This window comes from Acuticoccus kandeliae, assembly GCF_003073115.1.
On the sequence record NZ_QBBV01000001.1, the window covers coordinates 2,485,101 to 2,507,791 of the forward strand.

General features: G+C 67.8%; 17 protein-coding genes and 2 tRNA genes. 10 read left to right on the forward strand and 9 right to left on the reverse strand.

Annotated elements, in window-relative coordinates; genetic code table 11:
- Window positions 1-14: 14 nt before the first annotated feature.
- The 3 genes from DBV35_RS11335 to DBV35_RS11345 form a co-directional block, all read right to left on the reverse strand.
- Window positions 15-1,001: an ABC transporter permease gene (locus DBV35_RS11335; protein WP_108660229.1), complete on the reverse strand. Its 987-nt coding sequence runs from the start codon at window positions 999-1,001 to the stop codon at window positions 15-17.
- A gap of 36 nt (window positions 1,002-1,037) precedes the next feature.
- Window positions 1,038-2,975, reverse strand: coding sequence for an ABC transporter substrate-binding protein (locus tag DBV35_RS11340; RefSeq protein ID WP_108660230.1), 1,938 nt, complete (start codon window positions 2,973-2,975; stop codon window positions 1,038-1,040).
- A gap of 72 nt (window positions 2,976-3,047) precedes the next feature.
- Complete coding sequence (locus DBV35_RS11345) at window positions 3,048-3,791, reverse strand: FadR/GntR family transcriptional regulator (RefSeq protein ID WP_108660231.1); 744 nt, start codon at window positions 3,789-3,791, stop codon at window positions 3,048-3,050.
- 509 nt (window positions 3,792-4,300) lie between these two features.
- Between DBV35_RS11345 and DBV35_RS11350 the strand changes: the two genes are divergently transcribed.
- The gene (locus tag DBV35_RS11350) at window positions 4,301-4,573 is read left to right on the forward strand and encodes a hypothetical protein (protein ID WP_108660232.1); all 273 of its coding nucleotides are present in this window, start codon (window positions 4,301-4,303) and stop codon (window positions 4,571-4,573) included.
- 271 nt (window positions 4,574-4,844) lie between these two features.
- Here DBV35_RS11350 and DBV35_RS11355 read toward each other — a convergent pair.
- A tRNA-Asn gene (locus DBV35_RS11355) sits at window positions 4,845-4,919 on the reverse strand.
- Window positions 4,920-4,983: 64 nt separating this feature from the next.
- Between DBV35_RS11355 and cobU the strand changes: the two genes are divergently transcribed.
- The 3 genes from cobU (at window position 4,984) to cobO (ending at window position 9,849) form a co-directional block, all read left to right on the forward strand.
- Window positions 4,984-5,520, forward strand: coding sequence for a bifunctional adenosylcobinamide kinase/adenosylcobinamide-phosphate guanylyltransferase (cobU, locus tag DBV35_RS11360; RefSeq protein ID WP_205648569.1), 537 nt, complete (start codon window positions 4,984-4,986; stop codon window positions 5,518-5,520).
- Window positions 5,521-5,611: 91 nt separating this feature from the next.
- On the forward strand, window positions 5,612-9,241 hold the full coding sequence (gene cobN / locus DBV35_RS11365; RefSeq protein ID WP_108660233.1) for a cobaltochelatase subunit CobN: 3,630 nt from the start codon (window positions 5,612-5,614) through the stop codon (window positions 9,239-9,241).
- Window positions 9,238-9,849, forward strand: a complete 612-nt coding sequence (cobO, locus tag DBV35_RS11370) for a cob(I)yrinic acid a,c-diamide adenosyltransferase (RefSeq protein ID WP_108660234.1) — start codon at window positions 9,238-9,240, stop codon at window positions 9,847-9,849. The genes cobN and cobO overlap by 4 nt, the downstream gene beginning before the upstream one ends.
- Window positions 9,850-9,937: 88 nt before the next feature.
- Here the strand turns inward: cobO and DBV35_RS11375 are convergent, their stop codons facing one another.
- Window positions 9,938-10,195 (reverse strand): bacteriocin, encoded by a 258-nt coding sequence (locus DBV35_RS11375; protein WP_108660235.1) that lies wholly within the window; start codon window positions 10,193-10,195, stop codon window positions 9,938-9,940.
- 132 nt (window positions 10,196-10,327) lie between these two features.
- Here DBV35_RS11375 and DBV35_RS11380 point away from each other — a divergent pair, with 132 nt between their 5' ends.
- Entirely contained in the window at window positions 10,328-11,788 is a 1,461-nt protein-coding gene (locus tag DBV35_RS11380; protein WP_108660236.1) for a cobyric acid synthase, read from the forward strand.
- Here the strand turns inward: DBV35_RS11380 and cbiB are convergent.
- From cbiB to DBV35_RS11400, 4 genes are all read right to left on the reverse strand, one after another.
- On the reverse strand, window positions 11,761-12,678 hold the full coding sequence (gene cbiB / locus DBV35_RS11385; protein WP_108660237.1) for an adenosylcobinamide-phosphate synthase CbiB: 918 nt from the start codon (window positions 12,676-12,678) through the stop codon (window positions 11,761-11,763). The genes DBV35_RS11380 and cbiB overlap by 28 nt on opposite strands.
- Window positions 12,675-13,673, reverse strand: a complete 999-nt coding sequence (gene cobD, locus DBV35_RS11390; RefSeq protein ID WP_205648571.1) for a threonine-phosphate decarboxylase CobD — start codon at window positions 13,671-13,673, stop codon at window positions 12,675-12,677. The genes cbiB and cobD overlap by 4 nt, the downstream gene beginning before the upstream one ends.
- Window positions 13,674-13,870: 197 nt before the next feature.
- Window positions 13,871-15,280, reverse strand: a complete 1,410-nt coding sequence (glnA, locus tag DBV35_RS11395) for a type I glutamate--ammonia ligase (RefSeq protein ID WP_108660238.1) — start codon at window positions 15,278-15,280, stop codon at window positions 13,871-13,873.
- 48 nt (window positions 15,281-15,328) lie between these two features.
- Window positions 15,329-15,667: a P-II family nitrogen regulator gene (locus DBV35_RS11400; protein ID WP_108660694.1), complete on the reverse strand. Its 339-nt coding sequence runs from the start codon at window positions 15,665-15,667 to the stop codon at window positions 15,329-15,331.
- Window positions 15,668-15,861: 194 nt separating this feature from the next.
- Between DBV35_RS11400 and DBV35_RS11405 the strand changes: the two genes are divergently transcribed.
- From DBV35_RS11405 to DBV35_RS11425, 5 genes are all read left to right on the forward strand, one after another.
- Entirely contained in the window at window positions 15,862-17,322 is a 1,461-nt protein-coding gene (locus tag DBV35_RS11405; RefSeq protein WP_342752354.1) for an NAD(P)H-hydrate dehydratase, read from the forward strand.
- A 45-nt stretch (window positions 17,323-17,367) separates the two neighbouring features.
- Window positions 17,368-17,452, forward strand: a tRNA-Leu gene (locus tag DBV35_RS11410).
- 335 nt (window positions 17,453-17,787) lie between these two features.
- Entirely contained in the window at window positions 17,788-20,115 is a 2,328-nt protein-coding gene (locus tag DBV35_RS11415; RefSeq protein WP_245943899.1) for an arylsulfatase, read from the forward strand.
- 330 nt (window positions 20,116-20,445) lie between these two features.
- Window positions 20,446-21,900, forward strand: coding sequence for a trigger factor (tig, locus tag DBV35_RS11420; RefSeq protein WP_108660241.1), 1,455 nt, complete (start codon window positions 20,446-20,448; stop codon window positions 21,898-21,900).
- Window positions 21,901-21,911: 11 nt separating this feature from the next.
- Entirely contained in the window at window positions 21,912-22,535 is a 624-nt protein-coding gene (locus DBV35_RS11425; protein ID WP_108660242.1) for an ATP-dependent Clp protease proteolytic subunit, read from the forward strand.
- The last annotated feature ends 156 nt before the right edge of the window (window positions 22,536-22,691 follow it).

Here is a 22,691-nt window from a genome sequence, read left to right on the forward strand (position 1 = left end):
GGTGTCCTCGACGCTCATGAATAACGGATCCTCGGGTCGATGACGGCGAGCAGGACGTCGGACACCAGCGTCCCGATCACGGTGATCGCGGCGAGCATCAGGATGATCGCGCCGGCGAGGTACATGTCCTGCGCAAGGAGGGCGCGCAGGAGCAGCGGCCCGGTGGTCGGGATGTCGACGATGACGGAGACGATCGCCTCGGAGGACAGGATGATCGGCATCATCCAGCCGAGCTTGGAGACGATCGGGTTCAGCGCGATGCGGACCGGATAGCGCGCGATGAGGCGCGCCTCGCTGAGCCCCTTCGCGCGAGCCGTCTCGACATAGGGCTTCACGAGTTCGTCGAGCATCGTCGCGCGCATCACGCGGATCACCTCGGCCGTCCCCGCGAGGGTGAGGACGGTGATCGGGATCCACAGGTGCGCGGCGAGGTCGAGGACGCGGCCGAACGACCAGGGCGCGTTCTGATATTCGCGCGAGAAGAGGCCGCCCGGCTCGAGGCCGAAGGTGACGAAGGTGAAGTAGAGGAGGCCGAGCGTGAGGAGCACGTTCGGGATCGCGAGGCCGATGAAGCCGAAGAGCGTCGCGAGATGGTCGCCGAGCGAATATTGGCGCACCGCCGAGTAGACGCCGATCGGGATCGCGATGAGGCCGGTGAGGACGAGCACAGTGGAGGCGATGCCGAGCGTCAGCCCGAGGCGGGGCATGATGAGCTCGGCGATCGGCTTGTTCCACTCGAAGGATTGGCCGAAATCGCCGTGGAGGACGATCCCCGTGATCCAGTTGAGATACTGGACCACGAGGGGCTGATCGAGCCCGTAGCGGGCCCTGAGCGCCGCAAGCTGCGCGTCGTCGACGCGGTCGCCCTGGGAGGCCATCTGCGACACCAGCGTGTCGAGATAGTCCCCCGGCGGGAGCTGGATGACCGCGAACACGATGATCGAGATGAGGATCATCGTCGGGATCATCACGAGGACGCGTCTCAGGACGAAAGCGAGCATGACGGCTCCGGCGCTCTCGGTTTGACGGGCGGCGGACTAGTTCCCGGCCTTGTAGAACTGCTCGGGATTGGTCACGCCGATGTACGGGATGGGCCCGTAATTAACGATCGCGCTCGGCACGTTGTGCATCGCGTTGCCGACGACGCCGTAGCCTGGCGCGGGCAGCGCGATCCCGATCGTGTAGAAGGCGTCCTTCGCCCCGTCGATGATCGTCTGCATCGCCTCTTGCTGCACGGCGGGATCGGCCGCCGAGAGGAGCTTCTTGCGCGCGTCGAACTGGACCTTGACGCTCGCGGGCGGCTCTTCCGACGGCGACAGGCCGTGGAAATCGTTCGACCAGAGGAGCGCGAAGGTGCGGTAGCCGGTGTCGTCGGCGGGGAAGAAATTGTTCGCCTCGAGATAGAGGTCGGTGTCGAGGCCGCCATTGCCGATGAAGACGAAGGCGTCATGCTCGTTGGCGAGGGCGCGGCTGCGGATGAGGGCGCGGCCGAGCGGGCGGATCTGGAGGTCGACCCCGATCTGCTCCCACTGCGCCTTGATCAGCTCGACGACGTCGGTCCAGTCGGGCCGGAAGTCGGTCGGCACCTCCAGGAAGACCTGGATGCGGTTGCCGGACTTGTCGAGGCGGTAGCCGGAGGAGTCGCGCTCGGTGAAGCCGAGCTCGTCGAGGATGGCGTTGGCCTTCTCCGGATCGTACTCGGTGTACTGCTTCGCCATCTCCTCGTCATAGTGGACGGAGTCCGGCCGGGGCGCGGCCTGCCAGGGTTCGCCCTGGCCGAAATAGACGAGGTCGATGATCTCCTGGCGGTCGATGCCGTGGCTGAGCGCGACGCGGAAATCCTTGCTCTGGTAGAGTTCCCGCTTGGCCTGATCCGCGTTGTTGAGGTTCAGGTAGATGATCATCTGGTTATGATCGGGCGTCGGCACGTCGAAGAGGTGGTAGTTCCCCTTCTCCTGGTTGTCGAAGAGGACGGCCTTGTTCTTCAGCGTGCCGATCGTGCGATCCTGCAGGTCGATCTCCCCGGCGATCGCGCGCAGCACCATCGCTTCGGGATCCTGCACGACGCGGAATTCGTACCCGTCGAGATAGGGGAGCTGGTTGTTCTCCGTGTCGACCTTGAAATAGTAGGGGTTCCGCTCGGAGGCGACGAGGCCGCGATCGTCATAGGGCGAGGTCAGCATCCAGGGGAGCATCGTCGGCATCCCGGCCGTGCGCCAGCGCGAGAGGGGGCCGGTGATGTTGCCGAAGTGCTCAGCCCAGCTCGACGCGCCGGCCGCCTTCGCGTCCGCATCCGCGTTCGGATTGTACTTGGGCAGCAGCTTTTCGAGATAGTGGCGCGGGAAGAGGTGGATCGAGGCGACCTCGCCGATATTGGAGTTCGAGGCGAGCTTGCGCAGGAAGAGCCCGTTCGGCTCCTTGAAGCGGATCACGAAGGACCGGTCGTCGATCTTCTCGAGCTCGGCCGGACCGGACGCGGTGCTCAGCCAGCCGGGCGCCGCCGGGGTCAGTTCGCGATTGGTGAACACGTCCTCGTACCAGAACATGATGTCGTCGACGGTATACGGCTCGCCGTCCGACCATCTCAGCCCGTCGCGCAGGGTGAACTTGAACTCGGTCGCGGTGTCGTTCGCCTCGAAGCTCTCGGCAAGGTTCGGGATCAGCTTGCCCGTCTTCGGGTCGAAGCGGATCAGCGGCTCGTAGGAGACCGTCTTGATCAGCCACCAATGGTCGGACGCGCCGAGCATCGTCGCGCGCCACGTCCCGCCATACTGGCCGACCGATTCCTCCGGCGTCACCACCATGGGATTCTCCGGCAGGCGCTCGTCGACGGCGGGCAGCGCCCCGGCCTTCACCTTCGCGGCGAGGGCGGGGGCCTCATTGAAGTTCGCCGCCTCGGCCGCGGTCAGTCCGAACAGCGCGAACGCTGCGACGGCGAGTGCGAGCACACTCGTCGAGTTCGTCACCTTCAGCATGATGGGTCGCCTCCTCCTGGCGTTTTGGTCGTTTTTTGTTGGTTCGGAGGGAGGGCCGGTCGGGCCCTCCGTTCATTCTTGAGGGCCGTCTCCGAAATAGCGTTGCTCGGCGCGCTCCAGGAGCGCGAGCATTGCGGCGCGCGCGCCGGCCGCGTCGTGCGCCTCGAGGGCGGCGACGATGGCGCGGCGGTCGGCGACGGCCCTGCGGCGGTTCGCCGGCGTCACGACGCGGCGGCGCAGATGGTTCCACATGTCGCTGTCGCGCAGGTCCCACAGATGCTCGACGATCTGGGCGAGGATGCCGTTGTAACCGGCGCGGGCGAGGGTGGTGTGGAAGGTGTGGCCGAGATTGTCGTCGAAATCGCCGAGCGTCGGGTAGACCTCGGCCATCTTGTCGACGAGGCGGCTGAGCTCGGCGATCTCAGCGTTGGTGGCCATCACGGCCGCGCGCGCGGTGAGCTCGGGCTCGATCAGCTTGCGGGCCTGGAATTGTTCGAGCGGTCCGGGGCCGGGGTCGCCGTCCTTCGCCCAGGGCATCGGCATCCGCGTGCTCGCGATCTCGCGCACATAGGTGCCGTCGCCGGTACGCACCTCGATGGCGCCGGCGGCTTCGAGGGCGATCATTGCCTCGCGCACGGAGGGGCGGCTGACGCCGAACATCGTGGCGAGGTCACGCTCGGCCGGGAGCCGGTCGCCCGCGCGCATGCCCTTCTCGAGGATCAGCTCGCGGATCCGGTCGGCGATCTGCTCGTACACGCGGCGGGGCCGCGCGCTGCGCGCCGTCGCCATGTTGATTGCCGCCGAGCCGTCACCCACCGAACTGTCCTCCAAAATTGGTAAGGCCAATCTACCGATGATGGTCAGGCCGTCAAGCGGCTTTGGTCAGTCCTGATTGAATTTATGGTCAGACCACGACGGCGATCATCGAAAATTCTCCGCCACGGGTGAGGCGCGGTTGCCTAATAGCTAAGCTGCGATGTAGAGTCCTTGGGCGGATTGGCGTATATTCGTCATCGGTTCAGCGGAGAGAGGGACGCTCGCCAAGATCGATTGGTCTGGCCAATTTGCGCCCGACGCGGACCCGGCCCCTGAAGGTTTGAAACATCCGGGTCGGGTGGCATGATCGTTTTGTCACATTGTTGCGACAGTAGATCGTCAGTTATGCCTTTCCAGTCGTCAGCGATTGTTCTATCCGCAGAACGTTTACCTACGGCTGTACAAGGCAAAAATTTGTATTGGTACGGATCCGATCGTGGATCCGATACGTTAGTTCAATGCCATAACCGAGCCTCGAGCCTATCGGGGCCGAAAAACGGAGCGAACCCATGATGAAACGTCTTTCCGCCGCCGCCGCGATCCTCGCCATGTGTGCCGCCGTCCCGGCGATGGCCGCCTCCGAAGAAGAATGCGAAGCCGCGATCGCCAAGACGCAGAGCGACATGGAGAGCGATGCCGCGCTCCAGGCGAACGGCGACCGCATGAACGAGATGCAGACGCTGCTCGCCCAGGCGGGCGAAGCCGGCGAGCAGGGCAACTACGACCTCTGCCTCCAGCGGGTAAAGGACACCCGCGGCGCGGCCGGCCTGCGCGTCGAGTAAGCGCAACACATCCCGCCCGGCCGGCTCGAAGCCGGCCGGGCGTTCCATGCGTGCACCGCCGACGCGAACGGGCGGCCTCCCGACATCGAATCGAGAAGCACCAAGCGGCCCGTCTCGCGCCTGCGCGCCGAGCGGCTGCATTCGCGTGGGATCGCCGTGGAGGATGGGTGTACAGATGGCAGAAGAAGCGGCGGCGCTTCGCGGCAAGACGCTTCGCGGATTGTGTGGCTGAAGCGCCGCATTTCACGTCGGGCGTGAAATGCTTGGCGAGTGGCTCCCCGGGCCGGATTCGAACCAGCGACCAACCGGTTAACAGCCGGTTGCTCTACCACTGAGCTACCGGGGAATGACGCCGCGGCGTGGCGGCGATATAGCAACCACCTTCACGGGACGCAACACCGGATCTCGACGTGAGTGAATATCCTTTCGTGCTCGTGCTGGGCGGAGCCCGCTCGGGCAAGTCGCGCTATGCCGAGGCGTTGGCGACAAACGCCGCACAAACCGTGACTTATGTGGCGACCGCCGGCCCTCCGCGCGACGACGAGATGCGCGCCAGAATCGCTGTCCACAGGGCCCGCCGGCCGGCCGGATGGGTGACGCTGGAGGTGGAGCGCGCGATCGGCGAACCGATTCGCACCGCGGGCGGCGTGGTCCTCCTCGACTGCATGACGCTGTGGCTCACCAACGTGATGCTCGCCGAATGCGACATCGCGTCCGAGGTCGACGGGCTCCTCGAGGCCATCGCCGCGCGGCGGGGCCCCGTCGTCGCCGTCTCCAACGAGGTCGGCGAGGGTATCGTGCCGCAGACGTCCCTGGGGCGAGCCTTCCGCGACGAGCAGGGTGTGTTAAACCAGCGCCTCGCCCGGTCCGCGACGACCGTGGTGAAGATGGTTGCGGGCTATCCGCTCGTCGTCAAACCCTCCAGCCAGCCGGAGATCTCCCTATGATCGCGCGCATCCCCGTCACCATCGCCACCAGGCTTGCGGGTGCCGGGACGATGGCGCTCGTGGCGGGAATCGAGGGCCGGCAGGCCGCCTGATGCACCTCCTCGCTGCCGAGGCGCAGAGGATCGACGACGGCGAAGAGGCCGTTGATCTCGACCTCGCGCCCGCCCCGATCGTCGTCCTGTCCGCCGCGGACGGGGAGATCACGGCCCTCTCCCAGGCCGTGCGCCGCATGCCGGCGGGGCCCGAAGTGCGCCTTGCGAGCCTCGGCGCGCTGACGCACCCGATGTCGATCGACCTCCTTGCCCAGAAGACGCTGCGCGGGGTGCGGGTGGTCGCGCTGCGCGTCCTCGGGGGCGAGGGCTATTTCGCCTACGGCATCGAGGTCCTGCGCCGCATCGCGCTGACCTCCGGGGCGACGCTCCTCATCGTGCCGGGCGAGGCGGCCTTCGACGAGGCGCTCGCCGCACGTGGTACCGGCTCCATCGAGGATGCGCGCCGCTTCCACGCCTATTGCCGCGAGGGCGGGCCAACCAATCGCGAGCGTAGCATCGCCTTCCTGCGCGCGCTGCTGGGTGAGGGCGCGCGGCCGGAGCCTGCCTCGGCCGTTCCCGCCGCCGGGCTCTACGCCGCCGGCGCGGTGCTCCCAGACCTCTCCGCGCTCGACCACTATCCGGACGGGCCGCGCGTCGGCCTCGTCTTCTATCGCTCGCATCTGATGGACGGGCTCGTCGGCGGCATCGACGCGCTCGTCGCGGGGCTTGCCGAGGCGGGGCTGCGGCCGGTGCCGATCTTCGCCTCGAGCCTCAAGGACCCCGTCGCCGCCGCCGTCATCCGCGAGCTTGTCGAGGCGGCGGGGGCGGACGTCGTGCTGACCACGATGGCCTTCTCGGCGGGCGGGGCGGGGACCGCGCTCGACGATCACCGCCGCGTGGTGCTGGAGGTGGTCCAGGCCAGCGCGGACCCCGACGCGTGGGTGGCGAGCCTTGCCGGCCTCGGCGTGCGCGACCTTGCGATGAGCGTGGTGACGCCCGAGTTCGACGGCCGCGTCCTCGCGCGCGCCTTCGCCTTCAAGTCGCGCCAGGCCCGGTGCGAGGCGACCGGCGCCTTCCCGGTGGATTTCGTGCCGGTCGCGGATCGCGTGCGCTTCACCGCGGCGCTCGCCGCCGCGCACGCGCGCCTTGCCGCGACCCCGCCGGCCGAGACGCGCGTCGCCCTCGTCCTCGCGAACTATCCCGGCAAGGACGGGCGGATCGCGAACGGCGTGGGCTTCGACACGCCCGCCTCCACCGCCGCGCTCCTCGCCGCCCTCGCGGCCGCCGGCCACCACGTGACGGACGCGCCGGCCGACAGCGCCGCTCTGATGGCCCATCTCCTCGCCGGCCGCGCCGATCCGCCCGCGCGCCTGCCGCTCGCGCGCTACAAGGCCTGGTTCGCGGGCCTGCCCGACACCGCGCAAGCCGCCGTGAATGGGGCCTGGGGCCCGGTGGAGGCCGATCCGCTGATGCGCGGCGACGCGATCGCGGTCGCGGTGCATCTGTTCGGGAATGTCGCCGTCGCGATCCAGCCGACGCGCGCCTATGAGCGCGATCCGAAGGCGACCTATCACGATCCCGCCCTCGTCCCGACCCACGCCTATCTCGCCTTCTATCTCTATCTGCGTGAGACGTTCGGGGCGGCGGCCGTCGTCCACATGGGCAAGCACGGCAACATGGAGTGGCTGCCGGGGAAGGCGGTCGCGCTCTCCGAGACGTGCTGGCCGGAGATCGCCTTCGGGCCGACGCCGCACATCTACCCCTTCATCGTCAACGATCCGGGCGAGGGGACGCAGGCCAAGCGCCGCGCCCAGGCCGTGATCGTCGACCATCTGACGCCGCCGATGACGCGGGCCGAGAGCCACGGCAGTTCGGCCGAGATCGAGACGCTGATCGACGAGTACGCCTTCGCCCGCGCGCTCGACCCAAAGCGGGCCGACCGTCTCGCCGACGACATTATCGACGCCGCCGAGCGGCACGGCCTCGCGGCCGACCTCTCCCTCGATCTCGGCGGCGACCGGGACACGGCGATCGCCGCGCTCGACGCGCACATCTGCGATCTGAAGGAGATGCAGATCCGCGACGGGCTGCACATCCTGGGGGCGAGCCCCGAGGGTCGGCTGCGGCGCGACCTCCTCGTCGCGATCGGCCGTGCGCCGCGCGGGCCGGGCGCGTCCGGCCAGTCCCTCTCGCGCGCGATCGCGGCCGACCACGGCCTCGCCTTCGACCCGCTCGACGCCGCGCCCGCCGAACCCTGGGCCGGACCGCGCCCGGCCGCGCTCGACCGCGTGCCCGGTCCCTGGCGCACGGTCGGCGACACGATCGAGCGGATCGAGGCCTTCGCCGCGGCGCTCCTCGACGGGGCGGCGGAACCCGGCGAGGCCGCCGCCGCCGTCCTTGCCGAGCTCGACCGGATCGCGGCGGACCTCGACCGGTCGGGCGCGGACGAGATCGGCGCCGTCCTCGGCGCGCTCGGGGGGCGCTTCACGCCGCCCGGCCCCTCCGGCGCGCCGACGCGCGGCCGGCCCGACGTGCTCCCCACCGGGCGCAACTTCTTCGCCGTCGACATTCGCGGCATCCCGACCCGCGCGGCCTGGATGATCGGCGCAGCGGCGGCAGAGCGCGTCGTGGAGCGATACGTCATGGAGGAGGGCGACTGGCCGCGCGCCATCGTGCTGACCTGCTGGGGCACGTCCAACATGCGCACAGGCGGTGACGACATCGCCCAGGCGCTCGCCCTCATCGGCGCGGAGCCGACATGGGACGGGGCGCGCCTCACCGGCTTCACCGTGCGCCCGACGAGCGCGCTGATGCGTCCGCGCGTCGACGTCACGCTGCGGGTCTCCGGCTTCTTCCGTGACGCGTTCCCCGAGCAGATCGCCCTCTTCGATTCGGCCGTCCGCGCCGTCGCCGCCACCGACGAGCCCGACGACCAGAACCCCATCCGCCGCCGCTTCCGCGAGAGCGGGGCGGGGAGCGACGTGTCGGTCTTCGGCGCGATGCCGGGGGCCTATGGGGCGGGACTCCAGGCGCTGATCGACACCGGCGCGTGGGACGGCCGGAACGATCTCGCGGAAGCCTTCGTCGCCTGGGGCCGCTACGCCTACGGCAAGGGACGCGCGGGCGAGGTCGCCGAGGAGGCGCTGCGCACCCGTCTTGCCGGGATCGACGCGGTCGTCCAGGCGCAGGACAATCGCGAGCACGACATCCTCGACAGCGACGATTACTACCAGTTCGAGGGCGGCCTTGCCGCAGCCGTCGAGGCGGCGCGGGGGCGGGCCCCGGTCAGCCTCCATGTCGACACGAGCCGGGCCGAGCGGCCCGTCGCGCGCACGCTGCGCGAGGAGATCGCGCGCGTCGTGCGTGGCCGCGCGGCCAACCCCAAGTGGATCGCGGGCGTGATGCGGCACGGCTACAAGGGGGCGTTCGAGATCGCGGCGACGGTCGACTATCTCTTCGCCTTCGCCGCGACCACCAACGCCGTCGCCGACCATCATTTCGACCAGCTCTACGACGCCTATCTGGAGGACGATGCGGTGGTCCGCTTCCTCGCCGAGGCGAACGCGCCGGCGCTGGAGGAGATCCGCGGGCGGTTCGCCGAAGCGATCCGGCGTGGTCTATGGTCGCCGAAGAAGAACAGCGTCCACGCGCGCCTCGACGCCCTCATGAAGCTTGAGACATTGCCATGAATGACACCGAACTCGACTCGCGCCACGCCGAGAAGATGCGCAAGAAGAAGGCCGCGCGGGACAAGATCCTCGCGACCAAGACGATCGAGAAGGGCCTCGTCATCGTCCACACCGGTAAGGGCAAGGGCAAGTCGACCGCCGCCTTCGGCATGGTGATGCGCGCCATCGGGCACGGCTTCAAGGTCGGCGTCGTGCAGTTCATCAAGGGGCGGATCGAGACGGGCGAGAAAGCGGTTCTCGACCGCTTCGGCGACCAGGTGACGATCAAGCGCATGGGCGAGGGGTTCACCTGGGAGACGCAGGACCGCCAGCGCGACATCGCGGCGGCCCGGGCCGCCTGGGAGGCGGCGATGGCGATGATCTCATCCGGCGAGCACCGGATGGTGCTGCTCGACGAATTGAACATCGTGCTGCGCTACGACTATCTCGACGTCGCCGAGGTGGTGGACTTCCTGAAGGAGAAGAAGCCGGACGACGTCCACGTCATCATCACGGGACGCAACGCGAAGGACGAGCTGATCGAGATCGCGGACCTCGTCACCGAGATGACGATGATCAAGCACCCCTTCCGTTCCGGCGTGAAGCCGCAACAGGGGATCGAGTTCTAGAGATGCGCCACCCCATCGTGCGGTGGCGCGGGGGGCCGCGGGCGAATCATGCGATCCGCCCGGACCGATCAGGCCCTGGCCGCCGGAATCAGGGGCAGGGGACGGGATTGCCGTACTGGTTGACGCAGTTGCGCGGCGTGGTGGCCGCACCGATCACGGCGCCACCGACGGCGCTGGCCGCGGCCACGCCCAGCGTGGTGCCGGCATTGGCGCCAGCGGCGGAGGCGATCAGCGCGCCCGTGCCGGCGCCGACGGCGCCGCCGACCAGCGCGCGGTCGGTCTGGCTGTTCGAGTTGCAGGCGGCGAGGCCGGCAACCATCGCGATCGCGAGCACAAATTTCTTCATGGGATACTCCAGGGCTTTTCCCGCCGCGGACAGCGCGGCCAGAGCATTTTCAAATCACGGCCGGCGGATTAACGCCAGATGAAGGGAAATCGCGTTTTGGACCGCAGAGAGGGCGGAAATACGGCCGCGATCATGGTCCAGGGAACGGGCTCCGATGTCGGCAAATCGCTCATCGTTGCGGGTCTGTGTCGTGCATTCCGCCAGCGTGGCCTGAGAGTTTCCCCGTTCAAACCGCAAAACATGTCGAACAATGCCGCCGCGACGCCCGATGGCGGCGAGATCGGCCGTGCGCAAATGTTGCAGGCGCGTGCGGCAGGACGCCCGGCGACAGTTCACATGAACCCTGTGCTCTTGAAGCCGCAGTCGGAGACGGGGGCGCAGGTCGTCGTCCAGGGGCGGGTGGTCAAGTCTGTCGCAGCCCGCGATTACGCGGCCCTGAAGCCGATGCTGATGCCGCCCGTGCTGGAGAGCTTCAACCGCGTCGCCCGCGAATCGGACCTCGTGATCGTGGAGGGGGCGGGGAGCCCGGCGGAGGTGAATCTGCGCACGGGCGACATCGCCAATATGGGCTTCGCGCTTGCGACCGGGGTGCCCGTCATCCTGTGCGCCGACATCTCGCGTGGCGGGGTGATCGCGAACATCGTCGGCACCTCCGCCGTCCTTCGGCCCGATGAGCGGGATGCCGTGGGCGGCGTCCTCGTCAACAAGTTCCGCGGCGATGTCGGCCTCTTCGAGGGGGGCGTGAAGGCGATCGAGATGCGCACCAAGTGGCCGGTGCTCGGCGTCGTCCCCTGGTTCGCGGACGCGGGCGCGCTGCCGGCGGAGGACAGCCTCGGCCTACCGACCGAAGCGCGCGCCGAGGGGCTGAAGATCGTGATGCCCCGGCTGCCACACATCGCGAATTTCGACGACTGCGACCCGCTGCGGCTGGAGCCCGGCGTTTCGCTGCGCGTCGTCCCGCTCGATGAACCGCTGCCGGCCGACACCGACCTCGTCCTCCTGCCGGGCTCCAAGGCGACGGTCGCCGACATGCGCGCGCTCGATGCGGCGGGGTGGCGGGCCGATCTCATCGCCCATGTGCGCCGCGGCGGGCGCGTCCTGGGCCTCTGCGGTGGATACCAGATGCTCGGCCGCCTGATCCGCGACCCCGAGGGCTTCGAGGGGCCGCCGGGCGAGACCGCCGGTCTCGGCCTTCTCGACGTCGTCACCACCCTGAAGGCGCCGAAGACGACGCGTGAGACGCACGGCGTCTCCCGTCTGCCCGGCGCCGATGGCGTGCCGGTGCGCGGCTATCGCATCCACATGGGCGTGACGGAGGGGCCGGACACCGCGCGTGCGCTGGCCGATCTTGCCGAGGGGCCCGACGGAGCGGTCTCGGCGGACGGGCGCGTCATGGGCGGCTATCTCCACGGCCTCTTCGCGGAGGACGCGTTCCGCCGCGCCTTCCTCGCCAGCTTCGGCGCGGCCTCTGACCTTGCCTATGAGGCGCGGGTGGACGCGACGCTCGACACGCTCGCCGCCCATCTCGCGGCGGCGATCGACCTCGACCGCCTTCACGCCCTCGCTCAGACGAGAAGGAAGATCAGGGCGTAGAGGGCGATCTGGATCGCGGCGGCCTGGTTGCCGATCGCGATCGCGCGGCGCACGTCGACCATCGTCGGCGCGCGCCCCCGCGGGTTCAGCCACACACCGTCGACGCGCTCGCCCTCATAGGTGCGCGGGCCGCCGAGCGCGATTCCGAGCGCGGAGGCCATCGCCGCCTCGGGCCACCCGGCGTTGGGCGAGACGTGCCGCCCCGCATCGTCGATGATCGTCTCGCGGCGGCGGAAGGTCGAGGGCCGGGTCAGCATGATGAGCCCGGCGGTGATCCGCGCCGGCACGAAATTCATCGCATCGTCGAGCTTCGCCGCCGCCCAGCCGAACTTCGCGTAGCGCGGGGTGAGGTGGCCGATCATCGAATCGGCCGTGTTCACGACCTTGTAGGCGACGATGCCGGGAAGCCCTCCGATCGCGAGCCAGAAGGCGGGCGCGACCACCCCGTCCGACAGGCTCTCACTCAGCGTCTCGACGCTCGCCCGCGCGACGCCCGCCTCGTCGAGCGCTGCGACATCGCGCCCCACGATCATGGAGACGGCGGCGCGCGCCTCCTCGATCGAGGCGGCGTCGGTGACGCGCGCGACGTGGGTGTTGAGGCTCTTGTGGGCGAGGAGCGTGCTCGCGAGGAGGGCGAGGGCGATCGTCTCGAGCGGGCCGGGCAGGGCATCGAGGAAGCCCGTCAGCACCGTCGCTGGGAGGGCGAAGGCGAGGATCGCGACCACGATCGCGACGACGCCCTTGGCCTTGCGGCTGGGGCGGACATTGAGGCGGCGGTCGAGCGCGCCGATGAGGCCGCCGAACCAGGTGACGGGATGGCCGGTGCGCCGCCATACGCCCGGCGGGTCGCCGACGAACCAGTCGATGAGGAGGGCGAGGACGACGGTCATGATGCGATCCCGGCCGTCACCGCGTCGAGCGCGGCGGCGAGGCGGGGAAGGCCGTCGCCCGGAAGGCCGAAGCGGAGCCAGGTGGGCTGCGCGGGAAAGGCGCGCGTCCAGATCCCCTCCGCTGCCAGCGCCTTGTGCCAGCGCGCGGCGTCCGGCGTCGCGACGAGGCGATAGAGGTCGGTGCCGCCGATGGGGGTGAGGCCCGCCCCGGTGAGCGTCGCATCGAGCGCCTGGCGCTCCGCATCAAGGCGCGCACGCATGGCGTCGGCCCAGGCGGTGTCCGCCAGCGCAGCGGCGCCGATTTCGAGCGCCGGCCCGCCGACGGCCCAGGGCCCCAGCGCCTCGGTGAGACGGCCGACGAGACCCGGCGCGCCGATCGCGAAGCCGAGCCGGATCCCCGCGAGCCCATAGAACTTGCCGAAGCTCTTCAGCACCAGCGTGCCGGGAAGGCCTGCCACGCTGATCCCGGGCGTGACGTCGGCGAACGCCTCGTCGACGATGAGGGCGGGTGCCACGTCGTCCGCCCGCCGCGCGCGGGAGAGGAAGGCGGCGAGCGCCTCGCGCGTGTGGCGGCGGCCGTCCGGGTTGTTGGGGTTCACCACGACCGTGGTGTCGGCCGCCGCGTCCGCCGCCTCTTCAAGGCTCGCGCACGGGACGGTCTCGGCGTGGCGGGACCAGACGGCCTCGTGCTCCTGGTAGGTCGGGCCGACGATGGCGACGCGCCGCGCGGGGGCGATGAGGGGCAGCCACTGGAGAATCGCCTGCGTGCCGGGCGCGGCGGCGATCGCGGCGCCGTCCGGCACGCGATAGGCGGGGCGTGCGGCGGCGAGCAGCGTGTCGAGGGCGGCGCGCTGGGGGAGGCGTGTCAGCGCACTTTCGCTTGCGCGGGCGGGGTAGGCGTGCGGGTTGATCCCCGTCGAGAGGTCGAGCACCGGCCGTCCGCCGGCGAGCCCCTTCGCCTCCGCCAGGTCTCCGCCATGGATGATCGCGCTCAAGTTCCGCCTCCCGTTCGCCCATGGCCTCGCGCGCCAGAGCGCCGGCGTCAACGTCGCAGATGCGGGGCGGGGTGAAGCGGCGGGGGGTCGCCCATAAAGAAAGCGGTCACGGGCTTTCGCCGTCGTGACCGCCAGTGACCGCGGAGGGCGCGGTGGGGGCAGGGGAAGGGTGAGGCTTCCCCTGCAGGAGGGTCTGATTAGACCGAGTAGTACATGTCGAACTCGATGGGATGCGGCGCCATCTCGTACCGCATGTTCTCTTCCATCTTGAGCTCGATGTACGAGTCGATCTGGTCGTCGTCGAACACGCCGCCGGCCTTCAGGAACTCGCGGCCCTTGTCGAGCTCGCTGAGCGCCTCGCGGAGCGAACCGCACACGGTCGGGATGCCCTTCAGCTCTTCCGGCGGCAGGTCATAGAGGTCCTTGTCCATCGGGTCGCCCGGATGGATGCGGTTCTTGATGCCGTCGAGGCCGGCCATGCACATGGCGGCGTAGGCGAGATACGGGTTCGCGGACGGATCCGGGAAGCGGACCTCGAGGCGCTTGCCCTTCGGCGAGGACGCGATGGGGATACGGCAGGAGGCCGAACGGTTGCGCGCCGAGTAGGCGAGCAGCACCGGCGCTTCATAGCCCGGGACGAGACGCTTGTAGGAGTTCGTCGACGGGTTGGTGAAGGCGTTGAGGGCCTTCGCGTGCTTCAGGATGCCGCCGATATAGAACAGGCACATCTCGGAGAGGTCGGCATAGAGGTTGCCGGCGAAGAGCGGCTTGCCTTCCTTCCAGATCGACTGGTGGACGTGCATGCCCGTGCCGTTGTCGCCGAAGACCGGCTTCGGCATGAAGGTCGCCGTCTTGCCGTAGGCGTTCGCGACCTGATGCACGACATACTTATAGATCTGCATCTTGTCGGCGATGAGGGTCAGCGTGTCGAACTTGAGGCCAAGCTCGTGCTGGGCCGCGGCCACCTCGTGGTGGTGCTTTTCGACGGTGACGCCCATCTCGGTCATGACCGAGAGCATCTCGGAGCGCATGTCCTGCGCGGAGTCGATCGGCGGGACCGGGAAATAGCCGCCCTTGGTGCGCGGACGGTGGCCGAGGTTGCCGGTCTCGTAGTCGGTGCCGGTGTTGGTCGGCAGTTCGATCGAGTCGAGCTGGAACCCGGTGTCGTACGGGTTGGCCGCGAAGCGGACGTCGTCGAACACGAAGAATTCGGCTTCCGGACCCATCGTGATGGTGTCGCCGAAACCGCCCGACTTCACGTACGCCTCGGCCTTCTTGGCCGTGGTGCGCGGGTCGCGGTTGTAGGCTTCGCCCGTGGACGGCTCCAGGATGTCGCAGAAGAGCGCCATCGTGGTCTGCGCGAAGAAAGGATCGATGTGCGCGGTCTCGGGATCCGGCATGAGAAGCATGTCGGATTCGTTGATCGCTTTCCAGCCAGCGATAGAAGAGCCGTCGAACATCGTGCCGTCGGCGAAGATGTCTTCGTCGATCATGCTGACGTCCATGGTGACGTGCTGCATCTTACCGCGCGGGTCCGTGAAGCGCAGATCGACGAACTTTACGTCTTTGTCTTTGAGATCTTTAAGGACTTCTTGCGCTGTGCTCATTCGCATTCGCTTTCTTTAGGTCTTCTGACGCTTCTGGAGTTGTGGGTTTCAGATGGCGTCCTCACCGGACTCACCAGTCCGGATCCGGATTGCGCCCTCCACCGGGAGGACGAAGATCTTGCCATCGCCGATTCGTCCTGTCTGTGCGGCATTGCGGATCGCTTCTACGGCCGCAGGCAACAGGCTGTCCGGTACGATGAGTTCGATCTTCACTTTTGGAAGAAAGTCAACAACGTACTCGGCTCCGCGATAAAGTTCAGTATGGCCTTTCTGGCGGCCGAAACCGCGGGCTTCGAGCACGGTAATGCCCTGTAGGCCGACGTCTTGCAGCGCCTCCTTCACCTCATCGAGTTTGAACGGCTTTATGATGGCTTCGATCTTCTTCATAAGACCCCGTTGGGCGGCATACGGGAGGTCATCCGTCCGCTGGCGCTCGAAGGAATGCATCTCGTGTGCCAGATGAGGAAATTGGCGCGTTGAGCGGAAATTCGGCAGCGAAACACGCGCGTAGCGGATGATGTGATCAAAATTTGGGCGGTGTGCCCAAAAAACGATCCGAAAAATGAGAGGCCGGATCCGACGTGATCGAATTGCCAACGCCCGCCGAGATGGGCCTCGCCGACAAGCGCACCGCCGAGGCCGGAACGCCCATCGCCGTGTTGATGGACCGGGCCGGATATGCCGTCGCCGATCTCGTCGCGGCGGAGATCCGCCACGGCGCGCGCATCGTCGTCCTCGCCGGTCCCGGCGACAACGGGGGCGACGCCTTCGTCGCCGCGCGTGTGCTGCGCGAACGGGGCTATCATGTCGCACTCGTCGACCTCTCCAAGGGGGCGGGGTCGGACGCCGCGCGCGGCGCGCACGCGCGCTATCGCGGCGAGGTGATCGCCGCGGACGATCCCTCTGTCACCCGCGCGACGGTCGTGGTCGACGGCCTCTTCGGCGGCGGCCTCGCGCGCGACATAGAAGGAGAGTTCGCCGACCTCGTCGAACGGGTGAACGGGAGCGGGGCACGCATCTTCGCGATCGATCTGCCGAGCGGGATCGACGGGGCGACGGGCGCGGTGCGCGGCGTCGCGATCCGCGCCTATCGCACCATCACCTTCGAGCGGCGCAAGCCCGGCCATCTCCTCGTCCCCGGCCGCGCCCACGCGGGCCGCGTCTCGGTCGCCGATATCGGCATCAAGGACGAGACGATCGCGGGCACGGGCTGCCGCACCTTCGCGAACGAGCCGCCGCTGTGGCGCGACGCGCGGCCCCGCCTCGCGGACGCGGGGCACAAATATGATCGCGGCCACGCCGTCATCCTCTCCGGCCCGATGACCCAGACCGGCGCCGCGCGCCTTGCCGCGATGGCGGCGCTGCGGGCGGGGGCGGGGCTCGTCACCATGGCCTCGCCGACGGAGGCGCTCGCCGTCAACGCCGCCCACCTCACGACGGTGATGCTGACCCCCGTCGACGACGCCGACGGTCTCACCGCGCTCCTCTCCGACACGCGCAAGAACGCGGTCTGCCTCGGCCCCGGCCTGCCGCCGGACGGAGCGACCCGCGCCCTTGCCGAGGCGGCGCTCGCGGCCGAGGCCGCCGCCGTGCTCGACGCCGGCGCGATCACCGCCTTCCGCGAGGACGGGGCCGGCCTTGCCCGCGCAATCGGGGCGAGCCGCGCGGTGCTCACCCCGCACGAGGGCGAGTTCGCGCGCGTTTTCCCCGGCGAGGGCGACAAGCTGACCCGCGCCCGCCGCGCGGCCGAGGCGAGCGGCGCTGTGGTGGTCCTGAAGGGGCAGGACACGGTGATCGCCGCGCCGGACGGCCGCGCCGCGATCAACGCCAACGCGCCGCCGTACCTCGCGACAGCGGGTGCGGGGGACGTGCTCGCCGGCCTCGTCACCGCGTTCCTGGCCCAAGGCGCACCACCGTTCGAGGCGGCGGCGATGGGTGTCTTCCTCCACGGCGAGGCGGCGACCCGCGCCGGCCCCGCGCTGATCGCCGAGGATCTCCTCGACGCGATGCGCCTCACCCGCGCCGCCTTCGATACGCTCTGAGGGTGTTTGACCATGAACCACACTCGGCCTTAGGAGAGTGCAGGCGCGGGTGTGGCGGAATTGGTAGACGCACTTGGTTTAGGTCCAAGCGCCGCAAGGTGTGGGGGTTCGAGTCCCTCCACCCGCACCAACATCGACTTGAAAAAAAAGTAGCGAAATCAACGCCAGGTGCACCGGCGGCCGGAGTTCTGGTGCCCAAACGCGTACCCAATTCGGTCCCGCTCCACCCCCGAGATTTGGCTTTCGTCGGACGTCGGCCACCATGGATCTGAGCGGCGAGATGCGAAAGAGCGCCGGGTCTGGCCACTGCGCAGGCAGCGGCTCACCCAAGCGACGTTTGAGCGAACGCAATGAGTCTTGACACAGTTTGGCGCTAGTTTGCGGGGGCGCTATCGAAGCGTGACATAGATTTTGGGGGCATCGATGTTGTCGCATCTTTCCGGCGTCCTGTCGCGAGGAGGCGCGGTGGCTGCGCTGCTCGTGACCTCCACCTTTGCCTTTGGGCAAGAGGCGCCCCTTGACGGGTCGGTCCTGCCCCTGCCGGCAGCGCCCTTCGGCGGCGCGATCGCCAAGACGTTCGAGGGTTCGACGCAGGACTACCCGCGACCGGTAGCGCCCCCGGATGGCGCGCCAAATGTGCTGGTTGTGCTGATCGACGACCTCGGCTTCGGGCAGCCCGGCACATTCGGCGGTCCGGTTCCGACCCCGGCCATGGACGCCTTGGCCGAAGACGGTCTGCGCTTCACGCGGTTCCATACGACCGCGATCTGCTCGCCCACGCGTGCGGCACTCCTCACTGGACGCAACCATCACCAGAGCGGTTTCGGGACCATCACCGAGTTGTCCACGGGCTATCCCGGCTACAACAGTATCTGGCCGCGTTCCACGGCGACGATCGCGGAAATCCTGAAGGATCACGGCTACTCGACCGCTGCTTTCGGCAAGTGGCACAACACGCCGGATTGGGAAACCTCGCCCATGGGGCCGTTCGATCGCTGGCCCACCGGGCTGGGGTTTGAATATTGGTACGGTTTCCAAGGCGGTGAGACCAGCCAGTGGGAGCCACAGCTCTTCCGCAACACGACGCCGGTGGAGCCGGATACGCGCGCCGACGACGGATACAATCTGAATGTCGACCTCGTGGACGACGCGATTGCCTGGCTCGATCGCCAGAACTCCATCGCGCCCGACAAGCCGTTCTTCATCTATTTCGCCCCGGGCGCCGTCCACGCGCCGCTGCATGTCAGTGAAGAATGGATCGAGAAGTTCTCCGGTCAGTTCGATCAAGGCTGGGATGCGGTGCGCGAGGAAACGATCGCCCGGCAGAAGGGTCTCGGCCTTGTGCCGGAGAACACTGACCTCACGGTGCGCCCCAGTGAGATCGAGGCCTGGAATACGCTCGGAGACGATGCCAAGCGGCTCTTTGCCCGGCACCAGGAGGTGTTCGCAGGCTTTCTTGCGCAGACCGATCATGAGATCGGGCGGTTGATCGAGAAGGTGAAGGCGCTACCCGAGGCCGACAACACGCTGATCATACTCATCGCCGGGGACAACGGCCCAAGCGCCGAGGGCAGCCTCACGGGCACCTTGAACAACATCATGACCCAGAACGGCATCCCCGACACGGTGGAGGCTCAGCTGCCGGTGATTGATGAGATCGGCAGTTCTGCGCACGAGAATCACTATCCTGTCGGTTGGGCGTGGGCCGGGTCGGCGCCGTTCCAGTGGATGAAGCGCGTCCCCTCGCACTTCGGCGGCACCCGCAATGGGATGATCGTCAGCTGGCCAGCGCAGATCACCGACGGTGGCGGCATCCGCACGCAATTCCATCATGTCGTGGACATTGCCCCGACGATCCTCGAAGCGGTCGGCGTCCCCGAGCCCGAGGTCGTCAACGGGACCGAACAGACCCCCATGGCCGGGGTGAGCATGGAATACAGCTTCGGCGACGCCGCTGCGCCCGGAACCCGGCATACCCAATATTTCGAGACCGGCGGGCACCGCGCGCTTTATCACGACGGCTGGGTGGCGGCATCCTTCCACGGTGCGCCGTGGGTGCTCACCGGATCCGTCGGCTTCGATGACAGCGTTTGGGAACTCTACAACATCGACGAGGACTTTTCGGAGGCGCACGACCTTGCCGCCGAAAATCCGGAGAAGCTCGCGGAACTGCAGGCGCTGTTCGACGTGGAGGCGGAGAAGTTCGAGGTCTTTCCGCTCGACGACCGTTTTGCGGAACGTGCGACCAATCCCGAGCGACCGTCGGTCATCAAGGGACGCACGCGCTTCACCTATGCGCCGGGCACCGTGCGCGTCCCTGAGGGAAGCGCTGCGCCTCTTTATCAGCGTTCGCATCGTATCACGGCGGAGATCGAGGTTCCCGAGGAAGGCGCCAGCGGCGTCCTCATCGCCAACGGTGGGTCATCGGCGGGCTACACGCTGTATCTCGACGATGGCGTACCGGTCTACGAGTTCAACTATTTCGGGAAGAATCACTACCGTGTTGCGGGCGAGGCGCCGCTTGTGCCCGGTGCTCACGAGGTGAGCATGGTCTACGAGCAGGCACCATTCGAGCCGATGAAGGAGGTCACCGGCGGGATCGCGACCTTGCTGGTCGATGGCGTCGAAGTCGGCCGCGGAGAGATCGCCCAGGTGGTTCCCGCTCGCTACTCCGCGACGGAAACGATGGACATCGGCATGGACCTCGGGGCGACCGTCTCACGTGCCTATGAGGAAGAGGCACCCTTCGCGTTCACGGGAACGATCAAGCAGGTGAAGGTGGAGCTTCAGTAGGGCGGCCCTCAGCGGGGCTTGGCCGGCGTCTCTGCGCTGGTCGAGTCCCGCTCCGAGGGCTCGAGTCCCTCCACCCGCACCACCCAGCCGCCGGCCGGCCACCCGCCGCCTTCGCCCACGCAAAAACCGCAACGCAAGCGCAGCATGGCCGGCGCGTCCTGCGCGGGGCGTCGCAGGCCTGCAGGGCCACTCGGGAAACCCCGCCGTGGCTGTGGTGATCGCCTCTTCGCAAGGCGAAGCGACGCGGGGGCCATTGACTTCGCCTTGCCGTGGGGCGACATGAGGCGCCATTCCCCGACAACCTGAATTGTACCTGCGGAAAGTGAGCCCATGGAAGTGACGGAAACCCGCGCGGACGGTCTGCAGCGGGAGCTGAAAGTGGTGGTCCCCGCAGCGACCCTCGAAGAGCGTCTCCTCGCCTATCTCGACGACCTCTCCCATAAGGTGAGGCTGAAGGGGTTCCGGCCGGGCAAAGTCCCGATGGCGCATCTGAAGAAGATGTACGGTCGCTCGGCGATGGCCGAGGTCATCAACGACGTGATGTCCGAGTCGATCCGCAATGCGGTCGAGAAGCGCGACGAGAAGCCGGCCATGCAGCCCGCCATCGACCTCGACCAGGAGGCGATGCAGGACGTGATGGACGGCAAGAGCGATCTCGCCTTCGACATCAAGTACGAGGTCCTGCCGCAGATCGAGGTCACCGGCCTCGACGAGATCTCCATCGAGCGCCCCGTGGTCGAGGTGAGCGCGGAAGAGGTCGACAGCGAGCTGACCGAGCTTGCCAAGCGCTACCGCGACTATGAAGAGGTCGAGCGTCCGGGCGCGGACGGCGACCGCCTGAAGATCGATTTCGTCGGCAAGGTCGACGATGTCGCCTTCGAGGGCGGCACCGCCGAGGACATCGACATCGTGCTCGGCATGGGCCGGTTCATTCCGGGCTTCGAGGAGCAGCTCGTCGGCGCCGGCAAGGGTGACGCGCGGGTCGTCAACGTCTCCTTCCCGGACGATTATCCGGCCGCCGAGCTCGCCGGCAAGGCCGCCGTCTTCGACGTGACGGTGAAGGAAGTCGCTGCGCCGAAGGAAGACGCGATCGACGATGCGCTCGCCGAGAAGCTCGGCATGGAATCGCTCGAGAAGCTGCGCGAGGCGGTCCGCCTCCAGATGGAGCAGGGCTATGCCGGCGCGACGCGCGCCAAGGTGAAGCGTGCGCTCCTTGACGCGCTCGACGAGCGCTTCAAGTTCACGCTGCCGCAGAAGCTCGTGGAGTCCGAGTTCGAGACGATCTGGCGCCAGGTGACGGCCGACATGGAGCGTCGCGGCGAATCATTCGACGCCGATGCGGCGGACGATGCCGACGGCAGCGAGGCGAAGGCCCGTTCCGACTATCAGGGCATCGCCGAGCGCCGCGTGCGCCTCGGCCTGCTCCTGTCCGAGGTCGGCACGAAGGCCGAGGTCCAGGTCACGGACGAGGAGGTGCAGCGCGCGCTCTCCGAGCGGATGCGCCAGTTCCCGGGCCAGGAGCGTGAGGTCATCGAGTTCTATCGCAAGAACCCGCAGGCCATCGCGAGCCTTCGCGCACCAATCTTTGAGGACAAGGTCGTCGACTATCTCCTCGAGCTCGTTAAGGTGACGGACAAGGCGGTCTCGAAGGAGGAGCTCCTGAAGGACACCGAAGACGATCACGATCATGATCACCTGCACGACCACGACCACGATCATGATCATCACCACCATCATGATCACGGTCATCACCACCACGACCACGATCACCACCACGATCACTAGGCGCGCTTTCCATGAAAGATCCCGTTGAGTACGCAATGTCGACGCTCGTTCCCATGGTCGTCGAGCAGACGAACCGTGGTGAACGGGCCTACGACATCTTTTCGCGCCTCCTTTCGGAGCGGATCATCTTCATCACGGGTCCCATCGAGGACACCGTGGCGACGCTGGTCTGTGCGCAGTTGCTGTATCTCGAGGCGGATAATCCCAACAAGGAAATCTCCCTCTACATCAACTCTCCGGGCGGCATCGTGACCTCCGGGCTCGCGATCTACGACACGATGCAGTTCGTCCGGCCGACGATCTCGACGCTCTGCATCGGTCAGTCGGCCTCGATGGGGGCGATGCTGCTGGCGGCGGGCGAGAAGGGGATGCGCTTCTCGCTCCCCAACGCGCGCATCATGGTCCACCAGCCGTCGGGCGGCTTCCGCGGCACGGCGGCGGACATCCAGCTCCAGGCGCAGGAGATCCTGTCCCTGAAGCGCCGCCTCAACGAGATCTACCGCAAGCACACCGGCCAGGCGCTGGATGTGATCGAAACGTCGCTTGAGCGCGACAATTATATGACACCCGACGTTGCAAAGGACTTCGGGATCATCGACCAGGTCATTGAAAGCCGGGCGGCTCTTGACAACTAGAGCGTGTTTTTCGTTGCGTTGGTCCGCCGGGGCGCCTACTGATGAGGCCTGTTATGCCGGCAAATCATCGGTGGAGCGGCCTTGGGGGACTAACGAACCGACCCTGTGCGTTTTATGTTTAGTAACGGCTGGGTCGGTTGACTAAGCGACACGACC

Bases quoted from the DNA above. Each gene is read 5' to 3' on its own strand.
- DBV35_RS11335 (WP_108660229.1), bottom strand. From the start codon at position 1,001: ATGCTCGCTTTCGTCCTGAGACGCGTCCTCGTGATGATCCCGACGATG.
- DBV35_RS11340 (WP_108660230.1), bottom strand. From the start codon at position 2,975: ATGCTGAAGGTGACGAACTCGACGAGTGTGCTCGCACTCGCCGTCGCA.
- DBV35_RS11350 (WP_108660232.1), top strand. From the start codon at position 4,301: ATGATGAAACGTCTTTCCGCCGCCGCCGCGATCCTCGCCATGTGTGCC.
- cobN (WP_108660233.1), top strand. From the start codon at position 5,612: ATGCACCTCCTCGCTGCCGAGGCGCAGAGGATCGACGACGGCGAAGAG.
- cobO (WP_108660234.1), top strand. From the start codon at position 9,238: ATGAATGACACCGAACTCGACTCGCGCCACGCCGAGAAGATGCGCAAG.
- DBV35_RS11375 (WP_108660235.1), bottom strand. From the start codon at position 10,195: ATGAAGAAATTTGTGCTCGCGATCGCGATGGTTGCCGGCCTCGCCGCC.
- DBV35_RS11380 (WP_108660236.1), top strand. From the start codon at position 10,328: ATGGTCCAGGGAACGGGCTCCGATGTCGGCAAATCGCTCATCGTTGCG.
- cbiB (WP_108660237.1), bottom strand. From the start codon at position 12,678: ATGACCGTCGTCCTCGCCCTCCTCATCGACTGGTTCGTCGGCGACCCG.
- glnA (WP_108660238.1), bottom strand. From the start codon at position 15,280: ATGAGCACAGCGCAAGAAGTCCTTAAAGATCTCAAAGACAAAGACGTA.
- DBV35_RS11400 (WP_108660694.1), bottom strand. From the start codon at position 15,667: ATGAAGAAGATCGAAGCCATCATAAAGCCGTTCAAACTCGATGAGGTG.
- tig (WP_108660241.1), top strand. From the start codon at position 20,446: ATGGAAGTGACGGAAACCCGCGCGGACGGTCTGCAGCGGGAGCTGAAA.
- DBV35_RS11425 (WP_108660242.1), top strand. From the start codon at position 21,912: ATGAAAGATCCCGTTGAGTACGCAATGTCGACGCTCGTTCCCATGGTC.